This window comes from Terrisporobacter petrolearius (assembly GCF_020748185.1).
In the GTDB taxonomy this organism is placed as follows: Bacteria; Bacillota; Clostridia; order Peptostreptococcales; family Peptostreptococcaceae; genus Terrisporobacter; species Terrisporobacter petrolearius.
On sequence record NZ_JAHZMO010000027.1, the window covers coordinates 24,785 to 43,668 of the forward strand.

Annotated in this window: 18 protein-coding genes; 15 read left to right on the forward strand and 3 right to left on the reverse strand. The window is 28.9% G+C overall.

All coding sequences use genetic code 11. The features are described from left to right. Positions 1-12: 12 nt before the first annotated feature. The 8 genes from K0040_RS13965 to K0040_RS14000 all read left to right on the forward strand — a co-directional run bounded on the left by K0040_RS13965 (position 13) and on the right by K0040_RS14000 (position 9,504). Positions 13-2,220: a RelA/SpoT family protein gene (locus K0040_RS13965; RefSeq protein WP_228109385.1), complete on the forward strand. Its 2,208-nt coding sequence runs from the start codon at positions 13-15 to the stop codon at positions 2,218-2,220. A 9-nt stretch (positions 2,221-2,229) separates the two neighbouring features. Further along, the gene (dtd, locus tag K0040_RS13970) at positions 2,230-2,679 is read left to right on the forward strand and encodes a D-aminoacyl-tRNA deacylase (RefSeq protein WP_228109386.1); all 450 of its coding nucleotides are present in this window, start codon (positions 2,230-2,232) and stop codon (positions 2,677-2,679) included. 14 nt (positions 2,680-2,693) lie between these two features. Beyond that, positions 2,694-3,311 carry an MBL fold metallo-hydrolase gene (locus tag K0040_RS13975; protein ID WP_228109387.1) on the forward strand — a complete coding sequence of 206 codons (618 nt, stop codon included), beginning with the start codon at positions 2,694-2,696 and terminating at the stop codon, positions 3,309-3,311. A 35-nt stretch (positions 3,312-3,346) separates the two neighbouring features. Further along, complete coding sequence (hemZ, locus tag K0040_RS13980) at positions 3,347-4,819, forward strand: coproporphyrinogen dehydrogenase HemZ (RefSeq protein ID WP_228109388.1); 1,473 nt, start codon at positions 3,347-3,349, stop codon at positions 4,817-4,819. Further along, the gene (gene hisS, locus K0040_RS13985; RefSeq protein ID WP_228109389.1) at positions 4,809-6,071 is read left to right on the forward strand and encodes a histidine--tRNA ligase; all 1,263 of its coding nucleotides are present in this window, start codon (positions 4,809-4,811) and stop codon (positions 6,069-6,071) included. Before hemZ ends, hisS begins: the two co-directional genes overlap by 11 nt. A gap of 78 nt (positions 6,072-6,149) precedes the next feature. After that, positions 6,150-7,934: an aspartate--tRNA ligase gene (gene aspS / locus K0040_RS13990; protein WP_228109390.1), complete on the forward strand. Its 1,785-nt coding sequence runs from the start codon at positions 6,150-6,152 to the stop codon at positions 7,932-7,934. A 260-nt stretch (positions 7,935-8,194) separates the two neighbouring features. Further along, a complete protein-coding gene (locus K0040_RS13995; protein WP_228109391.1) occupies positions 8,195-8,659 on the forward strand; it encodes a methylated-DNA--[protein]-cysteine S-methyltransferase in 465 nt (154 codons plus the stop codon). Positions 8,660-8,670: 11 nt separating this feature from the next. After that, positions 8,671-9,504: a deoxyribonuclease IV gene (locus K0040_RS14000; RefSeq protein WP_228109392.1), complete on the forward strand. Its 834-nt coding sequence runs from the start codon at positions 8,671-8,673 to the stop codon at positions 9,502-9,504. A 44-nt stretch (positions 9,505-9,548) separates the two neighbouring features. On the opposite strand, the gene K0040_RS14005 is transcribed toward K0040_RS14000, so the two are convergent. Both K0040_RS14005 and K0040_RS14010 read right to left on the reverse strand, forming a co-directional pair. Continuing rightward, positions 9,549-10,256, reverse strand: a complete 708-nt coding sequence (locus K0040_RS14005; RefSeq protein WP_228109393.1) for a DNA alkylation repair protein — start codon at positions 10,254-10,256, stop codon at positions 9,549-9,551. A gap of 139 nt (positions 10,257-10,395) precedes the next feature. Next, on the reverse strand, positions 10,396-10,653 hold the full coding sequence (locus K0040_RS14010; RefSeq protein WP_228109394.1) for a hypothetical protein: 258 nt from the start codon (positions 10,651-10,653) through the stop codon (positions 10,396-10,398). A gap of 311 nt (positions 10,654-10,964) precedes the next feature. Here K0040_RS14010 and K0040_RS14015 point away from each other — a divergent pair, with 311 nt between their 5' ends. Then, positions 10,965-11,318, forward strand: coding sequence for a ferritin-like domain-containing protein (locus tag K0040_RS14015; RefSeq protein ID WP_228109395.1), 354 nt, complete (start codon positions 10,965-10,967; stop codon positions 11,316-11,318). Positions 11,319-11,387: 69 nt separating this feature from the next. Here K0040_RS14015 and K0040_RS14020 read toward each other — a convergent pair whose 3' ends face one another. Further along, positions 11,388-11,777: a 4Fe-4S binding protein gene (locus tag K0040_RS14020; RefSeq protein ID WP_228109396.1), complete on the reverse strand. Its 390-nt coding sequence runs from the start codon at positions 11,775-11,777 to the stop codon at positions 11,388-11,390. Positions 11,778-12,040: 263 nt separating this feature from the next. Here K0040_RS14020 and K0040_RS14025 point away from each other — a divergent pair, with 263 nt between their 5' ends. The 6 genes from K0040_RS14025 (at position 12,041) to K0040_RS14050 (ending at position 18,715) form a co-directional block, all read left to right on the forward strand. Continuing rightward, positions 12,041-12,523, forward strand: coding sequence for a deoxycytidylate deaminase (locus K0040_RS14025; RefSeq protein ID WP_228109397.1), 483 nt, complete (start codon positions 12,041-12,043; stop codon positions 12,521-12,523). A 410-nt stretch (positions 12,524-12,933) separates the two neighbouring features. Continuing rightward, positions 12,934-15,063 carry an anaerobic ribonucleoside-triphosphate reductase gene (gene nrdD, locus K0040_RS14030; protein ID WP_228109398.1) on the forward strand — a complete coding sequence of 710 codons (2,130 nt, stop codon included), beginning with the start codon at positions 12,934-12,936 and terminating at the stop codon, positions 15,061-15,063. Positions 15,064-15,125: 62 nt separating this feature from the next. After that, positions 15,126-15,977: a bifunctional 5,10-methylenetetrahydrofolate dehydrogenase/5,10-methenyltetrahydrofolate cyclohydrolase gene (locus K0040_RS14035; RefSeq protein ID WP_228109399.1), complete on the forward strand. Its 852-nt coding sequence runs from the start codon at positions 15,126-15,128 to the stop codon at positions 15,975-15,977. Continuing rightward, positions 15,977-16,840 carry an FAD-dependent thymidylate synthase gene (thyX, locus tag K0040_RS14040; RefSeq protein ID WP_228109400.1) on the forward strand — a complete coding sequence of 288 codons (864 nt, stop codon included), beginning with the start codon at positions 15,977-15,979 and terminating at the stop codon, positions 16,838-16,840. Before K0040_RS14035 ends, thyX begins: the two co-directional genes overlap by 1 nt. 50 nt (positions 16,841-16,890) lie before the next feature. After that, complete coding sequence (gene nrdG / locus K0040_RS14045; protein WP_228109401.1) at positions 16,891-17,412, forward strand: anaerobic ribonucleoside-triphosphate reductase activating protein; 522 nt, start codon at positions 16,891-16,893, stop codon at positions 17,410-17,412. Between the two features lie 97 nt (positions 17,413-17,509). Then, the gene (locus tag K0040_RS14050; protein ID WP_228109402.1) at positions 17,510-18,715 is read left to right on the forward strand and encodes a patatin-like phospholipase family protein; all 1,206 of its coding nucleotides are present in this window, start codon (positions 17,510-17,512) and stop codon (positions 18,713-18,715) included. The last annotated feature ends 169 nt before the right edge of the window (positions 18,716-18,884 follow it).

Sequence of the window (18,884 nt, forward strand, 5' to 3'; positions counted from 1 at the left end):
ATAGGTGGTTATATGCATGATAAGGAATTACAGGAGATATTAGATAAAATAAAAGAATATGCTCCTAATACGGATACTACTCTTGTAGAAAAGGCTTACTATTTGGCAAAATCTGCCCATGATGGTGTACTTAGAAAATCAGGTGAACCTTACATAATTCATCCAATAGCTGTTGCAAATATTCTTGTAGAAATGCAACTTGATATAGAAACTATATCGGCAGGACTTTTACATGATGTAATTGAAGATACGGACTATACTTATGATGATATAAAAGAAATGTTTAGCAAGGAAGTTGCAGATTTAGTTGATGGAGTAACAAAACTTGGTCAAATAAAATATCAGTCAAAGGAAGAAACTCAAGCTGAAAATTTAAGAAAAATGTTTTTAGCTATGGCAAAAGATATTAGAGTAATTCTTATAAAGTTAGCCGATAGGCTACATAATATGAGAACACTAAAATATATGCCAGAAGAAAAAGCTAAATATAAAGCAAAAGAAACTCTAGAAATTTATGGTGGAATAGCCCATAGATTAGGTATATCTAAAATCAAATGGGAATTGGAAGATTTAGCATTAAGATATATAGATCCAGATGGATATTATGATTTGGTAGACAAAGTCTCCATGAAGAGAAGCCAAAGAGAAGAGTATATAAGCAGAATAGTAAACTTATTACAAGAAAAATTTAGTGAAGTTAATATAGATTGTGAAGTTTATGGAAGACCAAAACATTTTTATAGTATTTATAGAAAAATGAAAAATAAGCATAAGACTTTTGAGGAAATTTTTGATTTAACTGCTGTAAGAATAGTTGTAGATTCAATAAAAGATTGTTATGCTGTTCTTGGTATGGTCCATACTTTGTGGGTACCAATGCCAGGAAGATTTAAGGATTACATAGCAATGCCAAAAGCAAATATGTATCAATCTCTTCATACTACAGTCATTGGACCAGAAGGTGAGCCAGTAGAAATTCAAATTAGGACTCATGAAATGCATAATATTGCAGAATATGGTATAGCAGCTCACTGGAAGTATAAAGAAGGCACAATGAGTAATGATGAAAAGATGGAAGAAAAGCTAAAATGGCTAAGACAAATGATGGAGTGGGAAAAGGATGTAAAAGACCCACAAGAATTCCTAGATTCACTAAAAGAAGATGTATTCAATAGTCAAGTTTATGTATTTACACCAAAGGGTGATGTAATAGAGCTACCAGCAGAATCTACACCAATAGATTTTGCATACAGGGTTCATTCAAAAGTTGGAAACAAATGTGTAGGTGCAAAAATAAATGGAAGATTAGTTCCTATTGACTATACGTTGCAAAATGGAGAAATTGTTGAGGTTATAACATCAACAAATTCAAATGGTCCAAGTAGAGACTGGCTAAAAATTGTTAAGACTCCAAATGCAAGAAATAGAATTAGACAATTTTTTAAGAAGGAAAGAAGAGAAGAAAATATTGAAAGAGGATATGAAATCTTAGAAAAGGAATTTAAAAGATATGGAATTCCTTTAAAAGATTCTTCTGTAGAGAAGTTCATGGAACAAATATCGAAAAAATTCAACCAACCAAGCTTAGAGGATTTAATTGCTACTATAGGATATGGTGGAATTATGGCTAGCCAAGTTGTTCCAAAAGTAAGAGATTTTTATCTTAAAGAAGAAAAGAAAAAAGAAAAAGAGAATAGACAAAAAGAAAATGAAGATTTATCAAAATACAATATAACTGACAAAGAATACAAAGAAAAAAGGAAAAAAAGTAGCTCTGGAGTTATAGTTAGAGGATTAGACAATATTTTAGTTAGATTTGCAAAATGCTGCAATCCACTTCCTGGAGATGAGATCGTGGGATATGTAACTAAGGGAAGAGGTGTAGCTATACATCGAGCTGATTGCCCAAATTGCAAACTGGATGATGAACTTTTCCAAAAAAGACTAGTAGATGTGGAATGGAATAATCCTAAAAAATCTAAATTTGAGGGCGAAATTAAAATAGTTGCTACAGATAGAAAAAGTATGCTAAGTGATGTTACTCATATGATTGCTATACAAAAGTTAAATATAAATGGAATTAATGCAAGAAAAACAAAAGAAGGAATAACTCATATTAATTTATTAATTGAAGTAAATGATATTTCTGAACTAACAAATTTAATGAAAAAACTGAAAGCTATACCTGGTGTGGAGGATGTTTTCAGGGTAAGGAATTAGGAGGAAAATATGAGAGCAGTTGTACAAAAGGTTTCATCTTCTAAAGTAACAGTAGATGAAGAAGTTGTTGGACAAATAAATCAAGGATTAATGGTTTTACTTGGAGTTACTCATGATGATACATCAAAAGATGTGGATTATATGGTAGATAAAATAACAAATTTAAGAATATTTGAAGATGCACAAGGAAAAATGAATTTATCTTTAAAAGATGTTAATGGTGAAGTTTTAGCTGTTTCTCAATTTACACTTTATGGGGATGCTAGAAGAGGAAGAAGGCCGAGTTTTTCGGATGCAGCAAGACCAGAAGTGGCAAATCCGCTGTATGAAGAATTTGTTCAGAAGGTGAAAAATCAAGGAATTAGTGTAGGAACAGGAAAATTCGGAGCACATATGATGGTTGATTTAACTAATGATGGACCTGTAACTATATTATTAGAATCAAGAAAAGAATTCTAGGTAGGGGGTAAACTATGATATTAGAAAAGATTATTGAAAGCTACATGGGTGAAAATACTTATGTAGTTGGAGATGAAAACAGTAAAAAGTGTATTGTTGTAGATCCTGGTGCAAACTTTATTGACATAATGAACTATGTGAAAAAAATGAACTTAATTATAGAATATATTGTTTTAACTCATGGTCATGGAGATCATATAACAAATGTTCTAACATTAAAAGACGCAACAAATGCTAAAATAGTAGCCCACGAGGAAGAAAAAGAAATATTAAAAGATAAGAAAAAAAACTTAAGTGCTTCTCTTCCATCAAATACAGTAGAACTAGATGCTGACATATATGTTAAAGATAATGACACATTAAAAGTTGGGGATATGAAATTAAAGTTTATTCATACACCTGGTCATACTCCAGGAAGTATGTGTATAAAAATTGATAAACATATGCTTACAGGAGATACTTTATTTGCAGGCAGTATAGGAAGAACAGATTTTTATGGTGGAGACTATAAAAAAATGGAAAAGTCACTTAAAAAATTAGAAAAACATGATGATGATATTACTATTTATCCAGGTCATGGACCAAATTCTAATTTAAAAATAGAAAAAATGACAAATCCTTTTATGAGATAAATTAACACTTCAAGGATTTCAGAAGGAGCTAGAAAATGATAGGTGTTGTATTAAAAGATCATGACTTTAAATATGAAGTAAGTGAATTAATTAAATTATTTACTTCTGAATTTAGATTTATTGACAGCAAAGATTGCATGATGGTTGTGGAGAATACGGTATTTTTCCATAATAACAATGTTTTTTCAAAAACAGTGTATTGTGAAAATTATCAAATTATTCTAGAACATGTAGAGCATAGAAACTTAGAGGGACTATGTGAAAGGGAAAATAAGAAGGTTATAAAGGAAACTATAAAAAGGAGTATGTTTAAGATTTTAGAAAAAAAGTTTAACATTACTCCACCATGGGGAATACTTACAGGTATAAGGCCTGTTAAAATAGTTCACTCGTTACTTGATGATAATTATAGTGATAATCAAATAAAAGAAAAATTAATGTTAGACTATTTTATAAGTAATGAAAAAATTAACTTAGCTCTTGATATTGCCAAAAGAGAAAGAAAATTTATTTACCCAATTGATGAAAATAAAGTATCTTTATATGTGAGTATTCCGTTTTGCCCCACAAGATGTTATTATTGTTCATTCCCAGCTAATTCTCTTAAGCAATTTGGTAGTTTAAAGCCTATGTATGTAGCTAAATTACTTGAAGAAGTCCAAGGTGTAGCTAGGTTATTAAAAGAACAAAATAAAAGGATTGAGACACTATATATTGGTGGAGGAACCCCTACTACTTTAACTCCTAAGGAGATGGACATTTTAATCAAAGGTTTATTTGAAAAATTTGATTTAAGTGGAATTAAAGAGTTTACAGTAGAGGCAGGAAGACCTGATACAATAAATAGAGAAATGTTAGAGGTTTTAAAGAAAAATAATGTTGATAGAATTAGTATAAATCCACAAAGTATGAATGATGAAACCTTACAAAAAATAGGTAGAAATCATAGCGTACAAGAAATAATAGATTGTTTTAGCTTAGCTAGGGAAATAGGATTTGATAACATAAATATGGATATAATACTAGGTCTAGTAGATGAAAATTTAGATATGGTTAGAAATACTTTAGATAAAATAAAAGAACTATCTCCAGAAAGTCTAACTGTTCATACCTTAGCAGTAAAGAGAACATCAAAGCTAAAGGAAAATCTTGAAGACTATGAACTTGCTCAGTACGAGGAAATGGTAAAAATGATTAATTTAGCTATGGAATATGCAAGAGATATGGGATTAAATCCTTATTATATGTACAGACAAAAACACATGCTAGGTAACTTAGAAAACATAGGTTATTCTAAAGAAGGTTATGAATGTATTTATAATATGCAAATTATGGAGGAAAAACAAAGTAATTATGCACTAGGGGCTGGTTCTATAACTAAATTTGTATATCCAGATGAAGATAGGATTGAAAGGGTAGAAAACGTCAAAAATGTTGAACAATATATAGACAGAGTTGACGAAATGATAAAAAGAAAGTATGAGGAGGTAGAGAAAAATGCTAAGTAAAGCGCCAAGAGGAACAAAAGATATATTACCAAAGGAAGTTTATAAATGGCATTACGTAGAGCAAAAATTTAGAGAGATTTGTGCATTATACGGATACGAAGAAATGAGAACTCCTATATTTGAACATACAGAGGTTTTCACGAGAAGTGTTGGAGATACAACAGATATAGTTCAAAAAGAAATGTATACTTTTACAGATAAGGGGGATAGACAAATAAGTTTAAAACCTGAAGGAACTGCTGGTACAATAAGATCATTTATTGAAAATAAATTATATGCTGATACACAACCAACAAAATTATTTTACATAACTCCATGCTTTAGATACGAAAGACCACAAGCAGGTAGACAAAGACAATTCCACCAATTTGGAATAGAAGCACTAGGAAGTGATGAACCATCAATAGATGCAGAAGTAATATCTTTAGCAGTGCAATTCTTTAATGAATTAGGACTTAAAGATTTATCAGTAAATATAAACTCAGTAGGATGCCCTGTTTGTAGAGAAGGATATAACAAAACTTTAAAAGCATATCTAGATGCTAAATCTGACGTATTATGTGAAACTTGTTTAGATCGAAAAGACAAAAATCCAATGAGAGTTATAGACTGTAAAAATCCTACATGTAAAGACAACATAAAAGATATACCTTTTATGGTAGACCACATTTGTGATGATTGTAAGGAACACTTTGCTAAATTACAAGAATATTTAAGAGAAATGGATATAAAATTTGTAGTTGATAAAACTATAGTTAGAGGTCTCGACTACTACAAGAAAACTGCTTTTGAAATAATATCAAATGATATAGGTTCACAAAGTACAGTTTGTGGTGGAGGAAGATATGACGGCCTTGTTGAGCAACTAGGAGGGCCAAAAGGCATAAGTGGTATAGGATTTGGGCTTGGAGCAGAAAGACTATTATTAACTTTAGAAAATAATAACATAGAAATAAAAAATCCAAAAGCTACAGATATATACATAGCTACAATCGGTGATGCAGCTAAGACTAAAAGTTTTAGTCTAATAAAGGCATTAAGAGATAATCACATAAGTGCTGATATAGATCACTTAGGAAAAAGTTTAAAAGCTCAATTTAAATACTCAGACAAAATAAATGCTAAATATACAATAGTTATAGGTGATGACGAGTTAGCTAATGATGCAGCTACTCTTAAAAATATGGAAACATCAGAGCAAACTACTGTAAAACTTAGTGAGTTAGTAAATGAGTTAAAAAATAGATTATAATTATAATTGACATAAACATAAGGTGGTAGAATTTTTTATTCTTTCACCTTTTAGTGCGTAAATGACGAAGGAGGAAATATGGAGAACTTAAAAGGATTAAAAAGAACTCATTATTGTGGTGATTTAAGAATTGCTAACGTGGGTGAAGAAGTAGTTTTAAATGGATGGGTACAAAAGAAGAGAAACTTAGGTGGATTAGTATTCGTTGATTTAAGAGATGTTAGAGGAATAGGTCAAATAATATTTGATACAAATGTAAGTGAAGAAGCATTTAACAAAGCTGAAAAATTAGGTTCAGAATATGTTGTTGCTGTTAAGGGTATAGTTAGAGAAAGACAATCTAAAAATCCTAACATGCCAACAGGAGATATAGAAATAGAAGCAACTGAACTTAGAGTTTTAAGTAAATCAGAAACTCCACCAATATATATAAAAGATAATGACAATGTTTCTGAAGATTTAAGATTAAAATATAGATTCTTAGATTTAAGAAAGTCTTCTATGCAACAAAACTTAATACTTAGAAGTAAAGTTGCTAGAACAGTAAGAAACTATTTAACAGACAATAACTTTATAGAAATAGAAACTCCTTTCTTAATAAAGCCATCTCCAGAAGGAGCTAGGGATTATTTAGTACCAAGTAGAGTTAACCCAGGTAAATTCTATGCTTTACCACAATCACCACAATTATTTAAACAATTATTAATGGTAAGTGGTATGGATAGATACTTCCAAATAGTAAAATGTTTCAGAGATGAAGATTTAAGAGCTGATAGACAGCCAGAATTCACTCAAATAGACTGTGAAATGTCATTTGTTGATGAAGAAGATGTAATGGGAATAATGGAAAAAATGCTTCAAGAAATATTTAAAGATACTTTAAATGTTGATGTAGAGTTACCACTTCCAAGAATAACTTACAAAGAAGCTATGGAGAGATTTGGATCTGACAAACCTGACACTAGATTTGGATTAGAATTTGTAAATATATCTGATATAGTTAAAGACTGTGGATTTGGAGTATTTGCAGGTGCTGCTTCTGATGAAAAAGGTAGTGTTAGAGGTATAAATGTAAAAGGAGGCGCAGAAGCGTTCTCTAAAAAAGGAATGAAAAAATTAGAAGAGCATGCTAAAACTTACAAAGCTAAAGGACTTGCTTGGATAAAATTAACTGAAGTTGGAATAGAATCTCCAATAGCTAAATTCTTCTCTGAAGACGAAATGAAAGCTATATTAGAAAGAATGGGAGCAGAAGCTGGAGACTTATTACTATTTGTAGCTGACAAAAATGCTGTAGTTTACGATGCATTAGGACAAGTTAGACTAGAAGTTGCTAGAAAACTTGATTTAATGGATAAAAATAAATACAATTTATTATGGGTAACAGAATTCCCATTATTCGAAAAAGACGAAGAAACTGGAAGAATGATAGCAATGCATCATCCATTCACATCTCCATTAGATGAAGATGTTGAAGGTTTAACTGGTAATAACAAAACTAGTTTAAGAGCTAAAGCTTATGATATAGTGTTAAATGGATATGAAATAGGCGGAGGAAGTGTTAGAATATCTAACAGTGATATCCAAAAGAAAATGTTTGATGCTATAGGAATTAGTGATGAAGAAGCTAATGATAAATTTGGATACTTATTAGAAGCATTTAAGTACGGTGTACCACCACATGCTGGATTAGCATTTGGATTTGATAGATTAATAATGTTACTTACTGGAGCTGACAATATTAGAGAAGTAATAGCATTCCCTAAAAATCAAAATGCTATATGCCCAATGACAAATGCGCCAGGTGTTGCAGATGATATTCAGTTAGATGAATTATCTATAAAGCTTAACATAGAAGAATAATATTTAAAATAAACAGGCAGGTTATAACTTAGTTATGAACTGCCTGTTTTAATTAAGAAGAAGCTATTTTTATGGGTAGGATTTTAATTTTTAACGTTTTATATTAAGTTTCAAATTTTATTAAAAGGGTACTAATAAAAATAATAGAAAAATTTTAATATTAAATGATAATAAAGTAAAAATAATATCTATAATATAAGTAGTACAAAGTTTTATAGAGAGGAGATATAAGATTATTAAAAGTCTTATATTAAAGGATAATGAATAATATATTTTTTTATGAAACAGAGATAGGTATTATAGGAATTAGAGAAAATAATAAAGCAATAACAGATATATTTTTTTCAAAAGTAGATACTAATGATAATATAGAGGAAACAGATTTAATAAAAGAATGTTTTAAGCAATTAAAAGAGTATTTTGAAGGAAATAGAAGAGACTTTGATTTGCCACTAGAGACTAGAGGAACAGAATTTCAAAAGAAAGTATGGGATGAACTTTTAAAAATACCTTATGGAGAAACTAAAAGTTATAAAGACATTGCTATTGCTGTTGGAAATGAAAAAGCATGTAGGGCAATAGGAATGGCAAATAATAAAAATCATATACCAATAATCATTCCATGCCATAGAGTGATTGGCTCTAATGGAAAATTAGTTGGATATGCTGGTGGACTTAATGTGAAAGAAAAATTACTTAATATAGAAAATTTAGACGTAAAATAAAGGAGAATAAAATGTTAAATATAGGATGTCATTTATCAGTATCAAAAGGATTTAAAAATATGGGAGACGAAGCTCTAAGTATAAATGCAAATACTTTTCAGTTTTTTACTCGCAATCCGAGAGGAGGAAAGGCTAAAGACTTAGATGAAAAAGATATACAAGCTTTTTTAGAAATAGCTAAAGAAAATAAATTTGCCAAATTATTAGCTCATGCACCATATACTTTAAATGCTTGTGCAGCAGATGAAAGTAAAAGAGAATTTGCGATACAAACTTTTGCAGATGATTTGAGAAGATTAGAAATGGTGCCAGGAAATTTATATAACTTTCATCCAGGAAGTCATGTGAAACAGGGTGTAGAAGTTGGAGTTCAATATATTGCAGATATGATAAATCAAACTTTAACACCTAAGCATTCTACTACAGTATTACTTGAAACGATGGCTGGAAAAGGGACAGAAATAGGAAGAAACTTTGAAGAATTAAAAGCAATAATAGATAAGGTTGAATTAGGCGATAAAATAGGTGTATGTATGGATACTTGTCATGTATTCGATGCTGGCTACGACATAGTCAATGATTTAGATGGTGTATTAGAAGAATTTGATAGAGTTTTAGGTTTAGATAGATTAAAAGCAATTCACTTAAATGATAGTTTAAATGTTCGCGGAAGTCATAAAGATAGACATGCTAAAATAGGTGAAGGAAATATAGGTTTAGAAGCAATAACTAGAATAATAAATCACCCGAAACTTAAACATTTACCATTTTTACTTGAAACACCAAATGAATTAGATGGATATGCAAAAGAAATTAAATTACTTAAAAGTGTATATAATGATTAATAACAAAATGCTTGAGATAAAATTTATTTCAAGCATTTTTATTTTTACTTAACATTATTTTTTTTAAGGCTTCTCATTAAATCTTTATCTTCCTTACTTACACGTGTGGATTCAATGATTTTTTGCAAAGATTTGTTGTATGTAAAATTATCTAAGTTATTATTTTTTAAAAATGCTAAGGTTTTTTCTGGAAAATCAATATATGCATATGATACAGCCCAAGCTACTGCCATTTTAACATAATATCCATCGTGGTGAATATTATTTAAAGTATTTAATACATCATCAATATAATCTTCAATTATGTAAAAGTTAAGAATCATAACAACGGCAAATCTAATATCAAACTCATTTTCTGATGAAGTATAAGGTAAAATAAAATTCCAAACTTCATTTATATTTTTCTTTGTAAATTTTAAATTATTACAAAAACTATCACAAATTGCCCAATTATCTATTTTAGGTATGAAATTTTTTATATAATTAAATCTATTTTCATTATCGGTTTTTAAATATCCGATTATTAACCCTTCAATCATTATTTCTTCATAATATTTTGTATCATTATTATTTAAATAATTATAATAATCTTCTTCCTTAGATAGATTTTTAGCTATTTTTCTAAGTAGTGGAAGTCTAACGCCTAAAATATTTTCCACACCAGGACATAAATTGCTATGAAAACTTCTATATTTATCGTCAGCTAATTTAATTAATTCTTGCCTAATTTTTTCTTTTTTATTATTAATCATACAATCACCTCATATAAATGAGTATATCACATATAATAAATTAGTAAACGAGAAGAAAGAAGTCTAAATTTATTATTATAAATATAGACTTCTTAAATTTAACTTTTGAAGCAAAGTATTGAAGGGAAGTAATATTTAGCTATTTATGATCACAGTTACATTTTTTATCCTTGTGACCTTCAGCATGTTTTCTATGACAACATTCGTGATCAGAATTTTCTTTGTGTGCTTTTTCATGACCACAATAACATCCATCAGAACAATTGGATAATGGGACCAAACCTTGATTATCCATTGCATTAGAATGAAACTCAGGAACATTAGGAGTTAAATTCTTGTTTAATGTTGGATTAGTTTCAAATTGAGGTTTATTTCTATATACATTTTTAGTAGTCATAAAATACCTCCTTAAGATACTTCTCACTAATAGTATGCTAAAAATACAAAATAATATGGTAAGAAGAAAAAACAATAAATCCAATTATTTGCCAGTAATGAAAAATTTAAAATTAATAAAAATAAAAGTATTAATATGGATAAAGTAACAAATTTCTACTTTTAAGTATATATATTAAAATACTTTAAGGGGAAAATAGCTATGAGTTATGCTTATGAATGGATACATCCAGATCCAAATCAATTACAAAACTCTATAAAGTTAATTGAAAAGTCCATAGGATCACAAAAGAAAGATTCTATATTTTTACGATGCTAATCTATAATATTCCAGTAAGTCAATTACCGAATAAGGAAACAAAAAAGATACAAGGAATAATAGAATCAATTAGAGATGACGAATTACGTCATAATCTAATATTTAAAGATATGTACCTTCAAATTACAGGAATAAAAATACAGCCAGAAGAAGAAAAGTTTATTTCACCAGCAGGTTTTAAAGAGGGAATATCAGATGCAATGATAAGAGAATTAAATGAAGTTAAAATTTATGTCCAAATAATTGAAGGGCTTCTAAGTTTATATTATAGAGATCAAATTTTTCAGATATTGAACGATGAATTAAGGTATGGAAGTTTATACAATTATATTTATACAGTAGTTTAAATATAATTGTAAAATAAAAAGATGTAACTAGTATAAGTTACATCTTTAATATTTACAATAAAAATTAAATTAATCAGCAATCTCAACAATTTCAAGTATTTCTTGAGGACATGCTTTAACGCATATTCCGCAAGCCATACATTTAGATGGAGCTGTTTTTTCTTCTGATTTAACAATAATTCCTTTTGGACAGACTTCTACACAAGTTAAACATCCTGTACATTTTTTCTTGTTTATTGTATAAATACCTTTAGCATTTTTAGATATTGCTTCTTCTGGACATTTTTTAGCACAAACGCCACATTGGTTACAAGCTTTTACATCTAATACATTTTTTTTATTAACCCCTATAGATATACAAGAGAAACCTTCTTTTTTATAAAAGGCTTCAGAACAAGCTAGTTCACAACCTAAACAAGCTTGACATAAAGATTTGTCCTTAACAACTAATTTTTTCAATTTTATTTTCCCTCCCCTAAATATGTAGATAATTTATTTGTTTGAAAATAAAGCATCCTATTTTTAGTGTATATGATTGTTATTGTAAAATCAACGAAGTAAGAAAATCGACTGATTACTTTTTGGAAAGCCAAAAAATCATTAATAATATTTTTGTACTTTATGCTAAAATAAGAAAAAATATTTGAATAATAGGGTTTAAGTGTTATATTATAAAAATAAATAATACAAAATTAATCGGATTTTATATAAAGGAGGAAATAATGAAGAGAACAGACTATATATCATGGGATGAATATTTTATGGGAATATCCTTATTATCAGGAATGAGAAGTAAAGATCCATCAACACAAGTAGGTGCTTGTATAGTAGACAAAAACAATAGAATAGTATCAATTGGATATAATGGATTCGTTAATGGTTGTAGTGATGAAGATTTTCCATGGAAAAGAGAAGGAGAGTTTCTTGAAACAAAATATCCATATGTAGTTCATGCAGAACAAAATGCAATACTAAATGCCAGGGGAAAATCTTTAGAAGGATGTAGCATTTATGTTAATCTATTCCCTTGTCATGATTGTGCTAGAAATATTATTCAATCTGGTATAAAGAAAGTATATTATTTAGATGATAAATATGCTGAAACAGACTCGACAAAAGCTTCTAAATATATGTTTGAAAAAGCGAAAGTACAATGCATAAAATTAGAAGCAAGTATAGAAAAAATAGAAATATTATTTAAATAAAGTTAATTAAAAGAAATGTAAAATGGGAAAATTCATTTTATATTTCTTTTTTTATGAAAAAATATTATTAGTATTGTTTGATTTTAAATCAATACGAATTTATGAAATTTTGTAAATTTATGGAAAAAAATATAAAAAAAAATCAATGTGCTTGAATGGCTACATTTGAGAATATAAATAAAAAAATTATATAGTATTGACAAAAATAAAGTTGAAAAATTAAAAATAAATCACTTGATTAAGCACCACATGTGGTATAGAATATACAAGGTGGTTACTATATATAGTGTTTTATCTTAGGAACACTGGGTATAAAACTTCTATAAAAGTCAATAGGTTTACATAAAAAAATTAAAACATTAATCTATGTAGATAAAAATAGATATCACTATGTACAAAAGGAGATGCTTATGAAAAAAGAGTTAAATATAATCAAAAGAGACGGAAAAGTTGTCAAATTTGATAAAGATAAGATTGAAAATGCTATATTAAAAGCGATGAAATATGGTAGTGGAGTTTATATACCAGAGATTGCAAAAGAAATAGCTGAAGATATAGAAACTATTTGTATGGAACGTGATGCCAATGCTACAGTATACAAAATAGAAGAAATGGTATATACAAAGCTAATTGATTATAAACAAAAGCTAACAGCTAAGGCATATGAAGGATATAGAGCGGTACAATCATTTAAAAGGACAATAAATACAACAGACGATAGCATCCTAGGTTTATTAGATAGAAGTAATGAAGATGTTTTAAATGAAAATTCAAATAAAAATGGTATATTAGCATCTACTCAAAGAGATTTAGTAGCAGGAGAAGTATCAAAAGATATGTCTAGAAGAAAACTAATACCTGCTCATATAGTTCATGCCCATGATGAAGGTGTTCTTCACTATCATGATATGGACTATGCCATGCAACCAATACACAACTGTATGTTAATCAACTTGGAGGATATGTTAACAAATGGAACTGTTATTAACAACAAATTAGTAGAATCTCCAAAATCTTTTGGAACGGCATGTACTATAGTTACTCAAATTATAGCTCAAATAGCAAGTGCTCAATATGGAGGAAATACAATAACTATAAAACATATAGCACCATTTTTAAGGGTATCATACAATAAATATTTAAATAAATATAAACAAAAATACTCTCCTGATATGGCTAAAGAATTAGCTGAAGAGAGAATGATGGAAGAATTAAAATCTGGTATTCAAACTATTAGATATCAGTTATCAACTCTTCATACAAGTAATGGTCAATCACCATTTTGTACAATATACTTGGAGATAGAAGAAGGTCATGAGTATGAAAGAGAAATGGCGTTAATTTGCGAAGAAATGATAGTACAAAGATTAGAGGGAATGAAAAACTATAAAGGTCAAGTAATAGGTGAAGAGTTCCCAAAATTAGTTTATTTACTGGATGAACATAACTGTCTAGAAGGTGGTAAATATGACTATATAACAAAGCTTGCTGCAAAATGTAATACAAAAAGATTAGTACCAGATTATCAAAGTGCAAAAATGATGAGAAAAAATTATGATGGAGAAACATTCCCTCCAATGGGTTGTAGATCACACCTAAGTAACTGGAGAGATGAAAACGGAAATTATAAATGGTACGGAAGATTCAACCAAGGGGTTATATCTTTAAACTTAGTACAAGTTGCATTAACGGCAGAAAAAAATATGGAAAAGTTTTGGAGTATATTAGACGAAAGATTAGATCTTTGTAAAGAAGCACTAATGATTAGACATAATTTATTAAAGGGTACAACATCTGATATATCACCAATACACTGGCAGCATGGTGGAATATCTAGACTAGAAAAAGGTGAAAAAATAGATTCTTTATTAGAAGGAGGATATTCAACGCTTTCCTTAGGATATGTTGGTATATATGAAATGACGCAAGCGATGCTTGATATATCTCACACAACTGAAGAAGGCGAAAAATTTGCCCTTGAAGTAATGAATTATTTAAACGATAAATGTAGTGAGTGGAAAAAAGAAACAGGCCTTGGATTTGGTCTTTATGGAACTCCAGGAGAAAGTTTAACTTCAAGATTCTGTAGAATAGACAAACAAAAATTTGGAGAAATAAAAAACGTAACTGATAGAATGTATTATACAAATTCATATCATGTTCATGTTTCTGAAGAAATAGATGCATTTTCTAAATTAAAATTTGAAAGTCAATTCCATGATATAAGTTCAGGTGGATGTATAAGTTATGTAGAAGTTCCAGATATGAGTAGAAACTTACCAGCTGTAGAACAAATAATCAACTATATATATCATAATATACAATACGCTGAAATAAATACTAAGCCGGATGTTTGCTTCGTATGTGATTATACTGGAGAAATAAAATTAGATGAAAATTTAGAGTGGTATTGTCCAAACTGTGGAAATAGAAATAAAGATGAGATGCAAGTTATGAGAAGAACCTGTGGTTATATAGGTTCAAATATGTGGGGTAAAGGCCGTACGCAAGAAATCGGAGAAAGAGTCTTACATTTATAAACGAAAAGGTGCATATGCACCTTTTCTATTATACATAAAAATAGTAAAAGGATGGAAAGAAAATGACATTACTAGATGCGAGACAATTAGTAACAAAAAAAGTAGCACAATTAAAAGAGAGAGTAAATAAATTAAGTAAAAAACCTTCTCTAGTAATCATTAGAGTAGGAGAAGACTTCGCCAGTGGAAAGTATGTGTCAAATAAAGTTAAAAAATGTGAAGACGTTGGAATAAGTTCAAAAATAATTCACTTAGATGAAAATATTAGTCAAGATGAAGTAGAAAAGATTATTATAGATTTAAATAAAGATAAAGATGTTACAGGAGTTTTATTACAATTACCTATATCAAAACATTTAAATGAAGATTATCTTACAAATCTTATAGAATGTGAAAAAGATGTAGATGGATTTACAATAGGAAATATGGGTAAATTATCTCTTAATTTGGAGGGGAATGTGGCATGCACTCCTAGAGGTATAATGACTTTATTAAAAGAATTTAAAATAGATATGGAAGGTAAGGATGTTCTTATAATAAATCGTTCTAACATAGTTGGAAAGCCATTATCGCAGTTGTTTTTACAAGAAAATGCCACAGTGACTATAGCTCACAGTAAAACTAAAAATTTAAAGGAAAAAATTGCATCGTCAGATATAGTTGTTACAGCAGTAGGAAGAGCTAACTTCTTAAGTGCACAAGATTTTTCTAATAATACTACAATAATAGATGTATCAATTAACTTTAATGAAGAAGGCAAAATGTGTGGTGATGTGTCTAAAGAAGATTACGACCTTATAGTAAATGAAAAACAATGTCATTTGACTCCTGTACCAAATGGAGTAGGTCAAATGACTGTTATAGAATTAATTGAACAAACAATAGAAATTGCTGAAAAAGGGGAGAGTAAATAATGGAAACAAAATTAAAAGTAAAACTTATATCTCATACAATGAATCCTGAACTTGTTGTAGCTACAGCAGGAAAACTTTGTTATTCACCGTCAAATATTGATAATTTAATGGAAAAGCAAACACCTGAAAGTATTGAAAGATTTGTAAATATGATTACTTCTATTGGTCATGGTAGTGTGTTAGAACATACTAGCTTTACTTTTGCAATAGAAGGAGTTTCAAGAAGTTTAACACATCAATTAGTTAGACATAGAATCGCATCTTATAGTCAACAATCTCAAAGATATGTTAAAGAAACTCAGTTTGAATATGTAATCCCACAAGATATAAAAAACAACCCTATACTTGAGCAAAGCTATAAAAATCATATGGAAGATAGCCAAAGGCTATATGATGATATAGTTGATAAATTAATATATGATTATGTTTATAATACAGATCAGTATGGTAAATTAGTAGATATTCAATTAAAAAAATGTAATATAGATAAAGATGAATTTGAAGTATGGAAAAACGAAAATAAATCTTGTGAAAAGTTTGTAGACACATTAAGAACATCATATAAGAAGCTATGTTCAACTTTAGAGAAGAAATCAATTGAAAACGCTAGATATATATTCCCAAATGCTTGTGAAACAAAAATAATCTGCACAATGAACTTAAGAAGCTTAATAAACTTCTGTCATCATAGATGTTGCAGAAGAGCACAAGAAGAAATAAATGAATTAGCATGGACTATGGTAGCAGAAGTAGAAAAAGTAAGTCCTTTACTTGGAAAAACTCTTGGCGCAAGTTGTCAATTTGGACCATGTCCAGAAGGGTCTATGTGCTGTATGATGCCTTATGAAAAGAAGAACAAATAAGGTTAACTTTTAAATTTATAAAATGCAGATACTAAAAGGAGCATAATAATATGAGAATAAATAGAATTAAAGATAATGATATAGCAAATGGATTTGGAATTACTATGTCTCTTTGGACTCAAGGATGCCCTCACAAGTGCAAAGGCTGTTTTAATAGTGAAACTTGGAGTTTTACAGATGGTGAAGAATTTACAGAGGAGAAACTAAGTTATATTATGGATAACATTGATAAACATAATATAAAGAGAGATTTATCCATATTAGGAGGGGAACCTCTTTGTCCTGAAAATATTGATGGGGTTATTTATGTATGTAAGAAATTTAAAAATAAATATCCTGAAAAGAAAATATATTTATGGACAGGCTATACTGTTGAAAACTTTAATGAATTTCAAAAAGAAATTTTAAAATATGCAGATGTTTTAGTAGATGGCAAGTTTGAAGAAGAAAGAAAAAATATATCTCTTACACTAAGAGGATCATCAAACCAAAGAGTTATAAATGTTAAAGAAACATTAAAAGAAAATAAATTAATATTATTTGATTTAGAAAATAAAAAAGAAGCTATTTAATAGCTTCTTTTTTTATTTTAAATTACTTACAAATCTAACAAGTTGATATAATATAAATAAAGAAGTAAAATACTCTTAATTGGGGAGATGAGAGCGTATGTTAGGAGTAGCATTAGAAGGTGGAGGTGCAAGGGGTGCATTCCATGTTGGAGCGATTAGGGCATTATTAGAAGAGGGGTATCAGATAGATGGAATAGTAGGAACTTCTATTGGAGCCTTTAATGCAGCAATGGTCGCTCAAGGGGATTTTGAAAAATGTTTTGAAATGTGGAGTAATGTTACGCCACAACAACTGTTTGATATAGAGGATAGGTATATGGCCAATGTAATAAATCGAAATCTTAATATAAAAACCATAACCTATTTTTCTAGTGAAGCAAAAAGAATAATCACTAATAGAGGCATTGATACAGACAATTTAAGAAAAGTTGTAGATGAATTAATTGATGAGGAAAAACTAAGAAATAGCAATATGGACTTTGGTCTTGTTACAGTGGAATTGGGACCTTTAAGCCCAATAGAAGTCTTTAAAGAAGATATTCCAAATGGAAAAATAAAAGATTTCATAATGGCAAGTGCCAGATATCCAGGTCTAAAAATGGAACCTTTAGATGGAAAAGCATACCTAGATGGAGGGCTTTATGATAATTGCCCTGTAAATCTTTTATCAAAAAAAAATTATGACAAAATAATAGCCATAAGATTAAATTCTAGTAGAAAATTAAAACATATTGATGAAGGTGCAAATGTAGTTGAAATTCAGCCGTCTATGGATTTAGGTGGAACTTTTATTTTTACAAAAGATTTAGCTCATAGAAATATTAAACTGGGTTACTATGATGCCATTAAAGCTATAAGAAAGTTAAAAGGAAGGGAATATTATATAGAACCAATAGATAATGATTTAATTTTTAGCAAACTTTTAGAATTACCTGATGAATTGATTATAGATATAGGAATAAGTATGGGTCTGAAAGATATTCCTCCTAAAAGAATGCTATTTGAATTTATATTGCCTAATTTATCAAAATACTTAAATTTAAAGAAAGAAGATAATTATCAAGATATTATTATTGCACTATTAGAAAATATGGCAAAGGAAAGAGAAGTAGAAAAATTTAAAATATATTCCTTACCAGATTTTTTTAATATAATAAAAGATAATGAAAAAGAAAGTAGCTTTCATAAAAAGGTGCAAATTAGTCTAAGAGGATTAAAAAGAAAAGCTATTGAAAATATTACCCAAGTAGATATGAACATAATAAATGAAAAATTATTATGTATGTTAGAAGATGAGGAATAAAAAGTAGATAAGTTTGTGTTTTGCAAACTTATCTACTTTTTTGAGACTGTGAAGTTTTTTCTGTAAATAGCTTTCTATGATAAGTTTATTAAGGCATGGATATGAAAATTATGTATCCATGCCTTAATTTGAATGTAATTCCAATTTAATTGCATGTCAAGTACACCTT

Coding starts and splice junctions, on each gene's coding strand:
- K0040_RS13965 (WP_228109385.1), top strand. CDS start 13: ATGCATGATAAGGAATTACAGGAGATATTAGATAAAATAAAAGAATAT.
- dtd (WP_228109386.1), top strand. CDS start 2,230: ATGAGAGCAGTTGTACAAAAGGTTTCATCTTCTAAAGTAACAGTAGAT.
- K0040_RS13975 (WP_228109387.1), top strand. CDS start 2,694: ATGATATTAGAAAAGATTATTGAAAGCTACATGGGTGAAAATACTTAT.
- hemZ (WP_228109388.1), top strand. CDS start 3,347: ATGATAGGTGTTGTATTAAAAGATCATGACTTTAAATATGAAGTAAGT.
- hisS (WP_228109389.1), top strand. CDS start 4,809: ATGCTAAGTAAAGCGCCAAGAGGAACAAAAGATATATTACCAAAGGAA.
- aspS (WP_228109390.1), top strand. CDS start 6,150: ATGGAGAACTTAAAAGGATTAAAAAGAACTCATTATTGTGGTGATTTA.
- K0040_RS13995 (WP_228109391.1), top strand. CDS start 8,195: ATGAATAATATATTTTTTTATGAAACAGAGATAGGTATTATAGGAATT.
- K0040_RS14000 (WP_228109392.1), top strand. CDS start 8,671: ATGTTAAATATAGGATGTCATTTATCAGTATCAAAAGGATTTAAAAAT.
- K0040_RS14005 (WP_228109393.1), bottom strand. CDS start 10,256: ATGATTAATAATAAAAAAGAAAAAATTAGGCAAGAATTAATTAAATTA.
- K0040_RS14010 (WP_228109394.1), bottom strand. CDS start 10,653: ATGACTACTAAAAATGTATATAGAAATAAACCTCAATTTGAAACTAAT.
- K0040_RS14015 (WP_228109395.1), top strand. CDS start 10,965: ATGCTAATCTATAATATTCCAGTAAGTCAATTACCGAATAAGGAAACA.
- K0040_RS14025 (WP_228109397.1), top strand. CDS start 12,041: ATGAAGAGAACAGACTATATATCATGGGATGAATATTTTATGGGAATA.
- nrdD (WP_228109398.1), top strand. CDS start 12,934: ATGAAAAAAGAGTTAAATATAATCAAAAGAGACGGAAAAGTTGTCAAA.
- K0040_RS14035 (WP_228109399.1), top strand. CDS start 15,126: ATGACATTACTAGATGCGAGACAATTAGTAACAAAAAAAGTAGCACAA.
- thyX (WP_228109400.1), top strand. CDS start 15,977: ATGGAAACAAAATTAAAAGTAAAACTTATATCTCATACAATGAATCCT.
- nrdG (WP_228109401.1), top strand. CDS start 16,891: ATGAGAATAAATAGAATTAAAGATAATGATATAGCAAATGGATTTGGA.
- K0040_RS14050 (WP_228109402.1), top strand. CDS start 17,510: ATGTTAGGAGTAGCATTAGAAGGTGGAGGTGCAAGGGGTGCATTCCAT.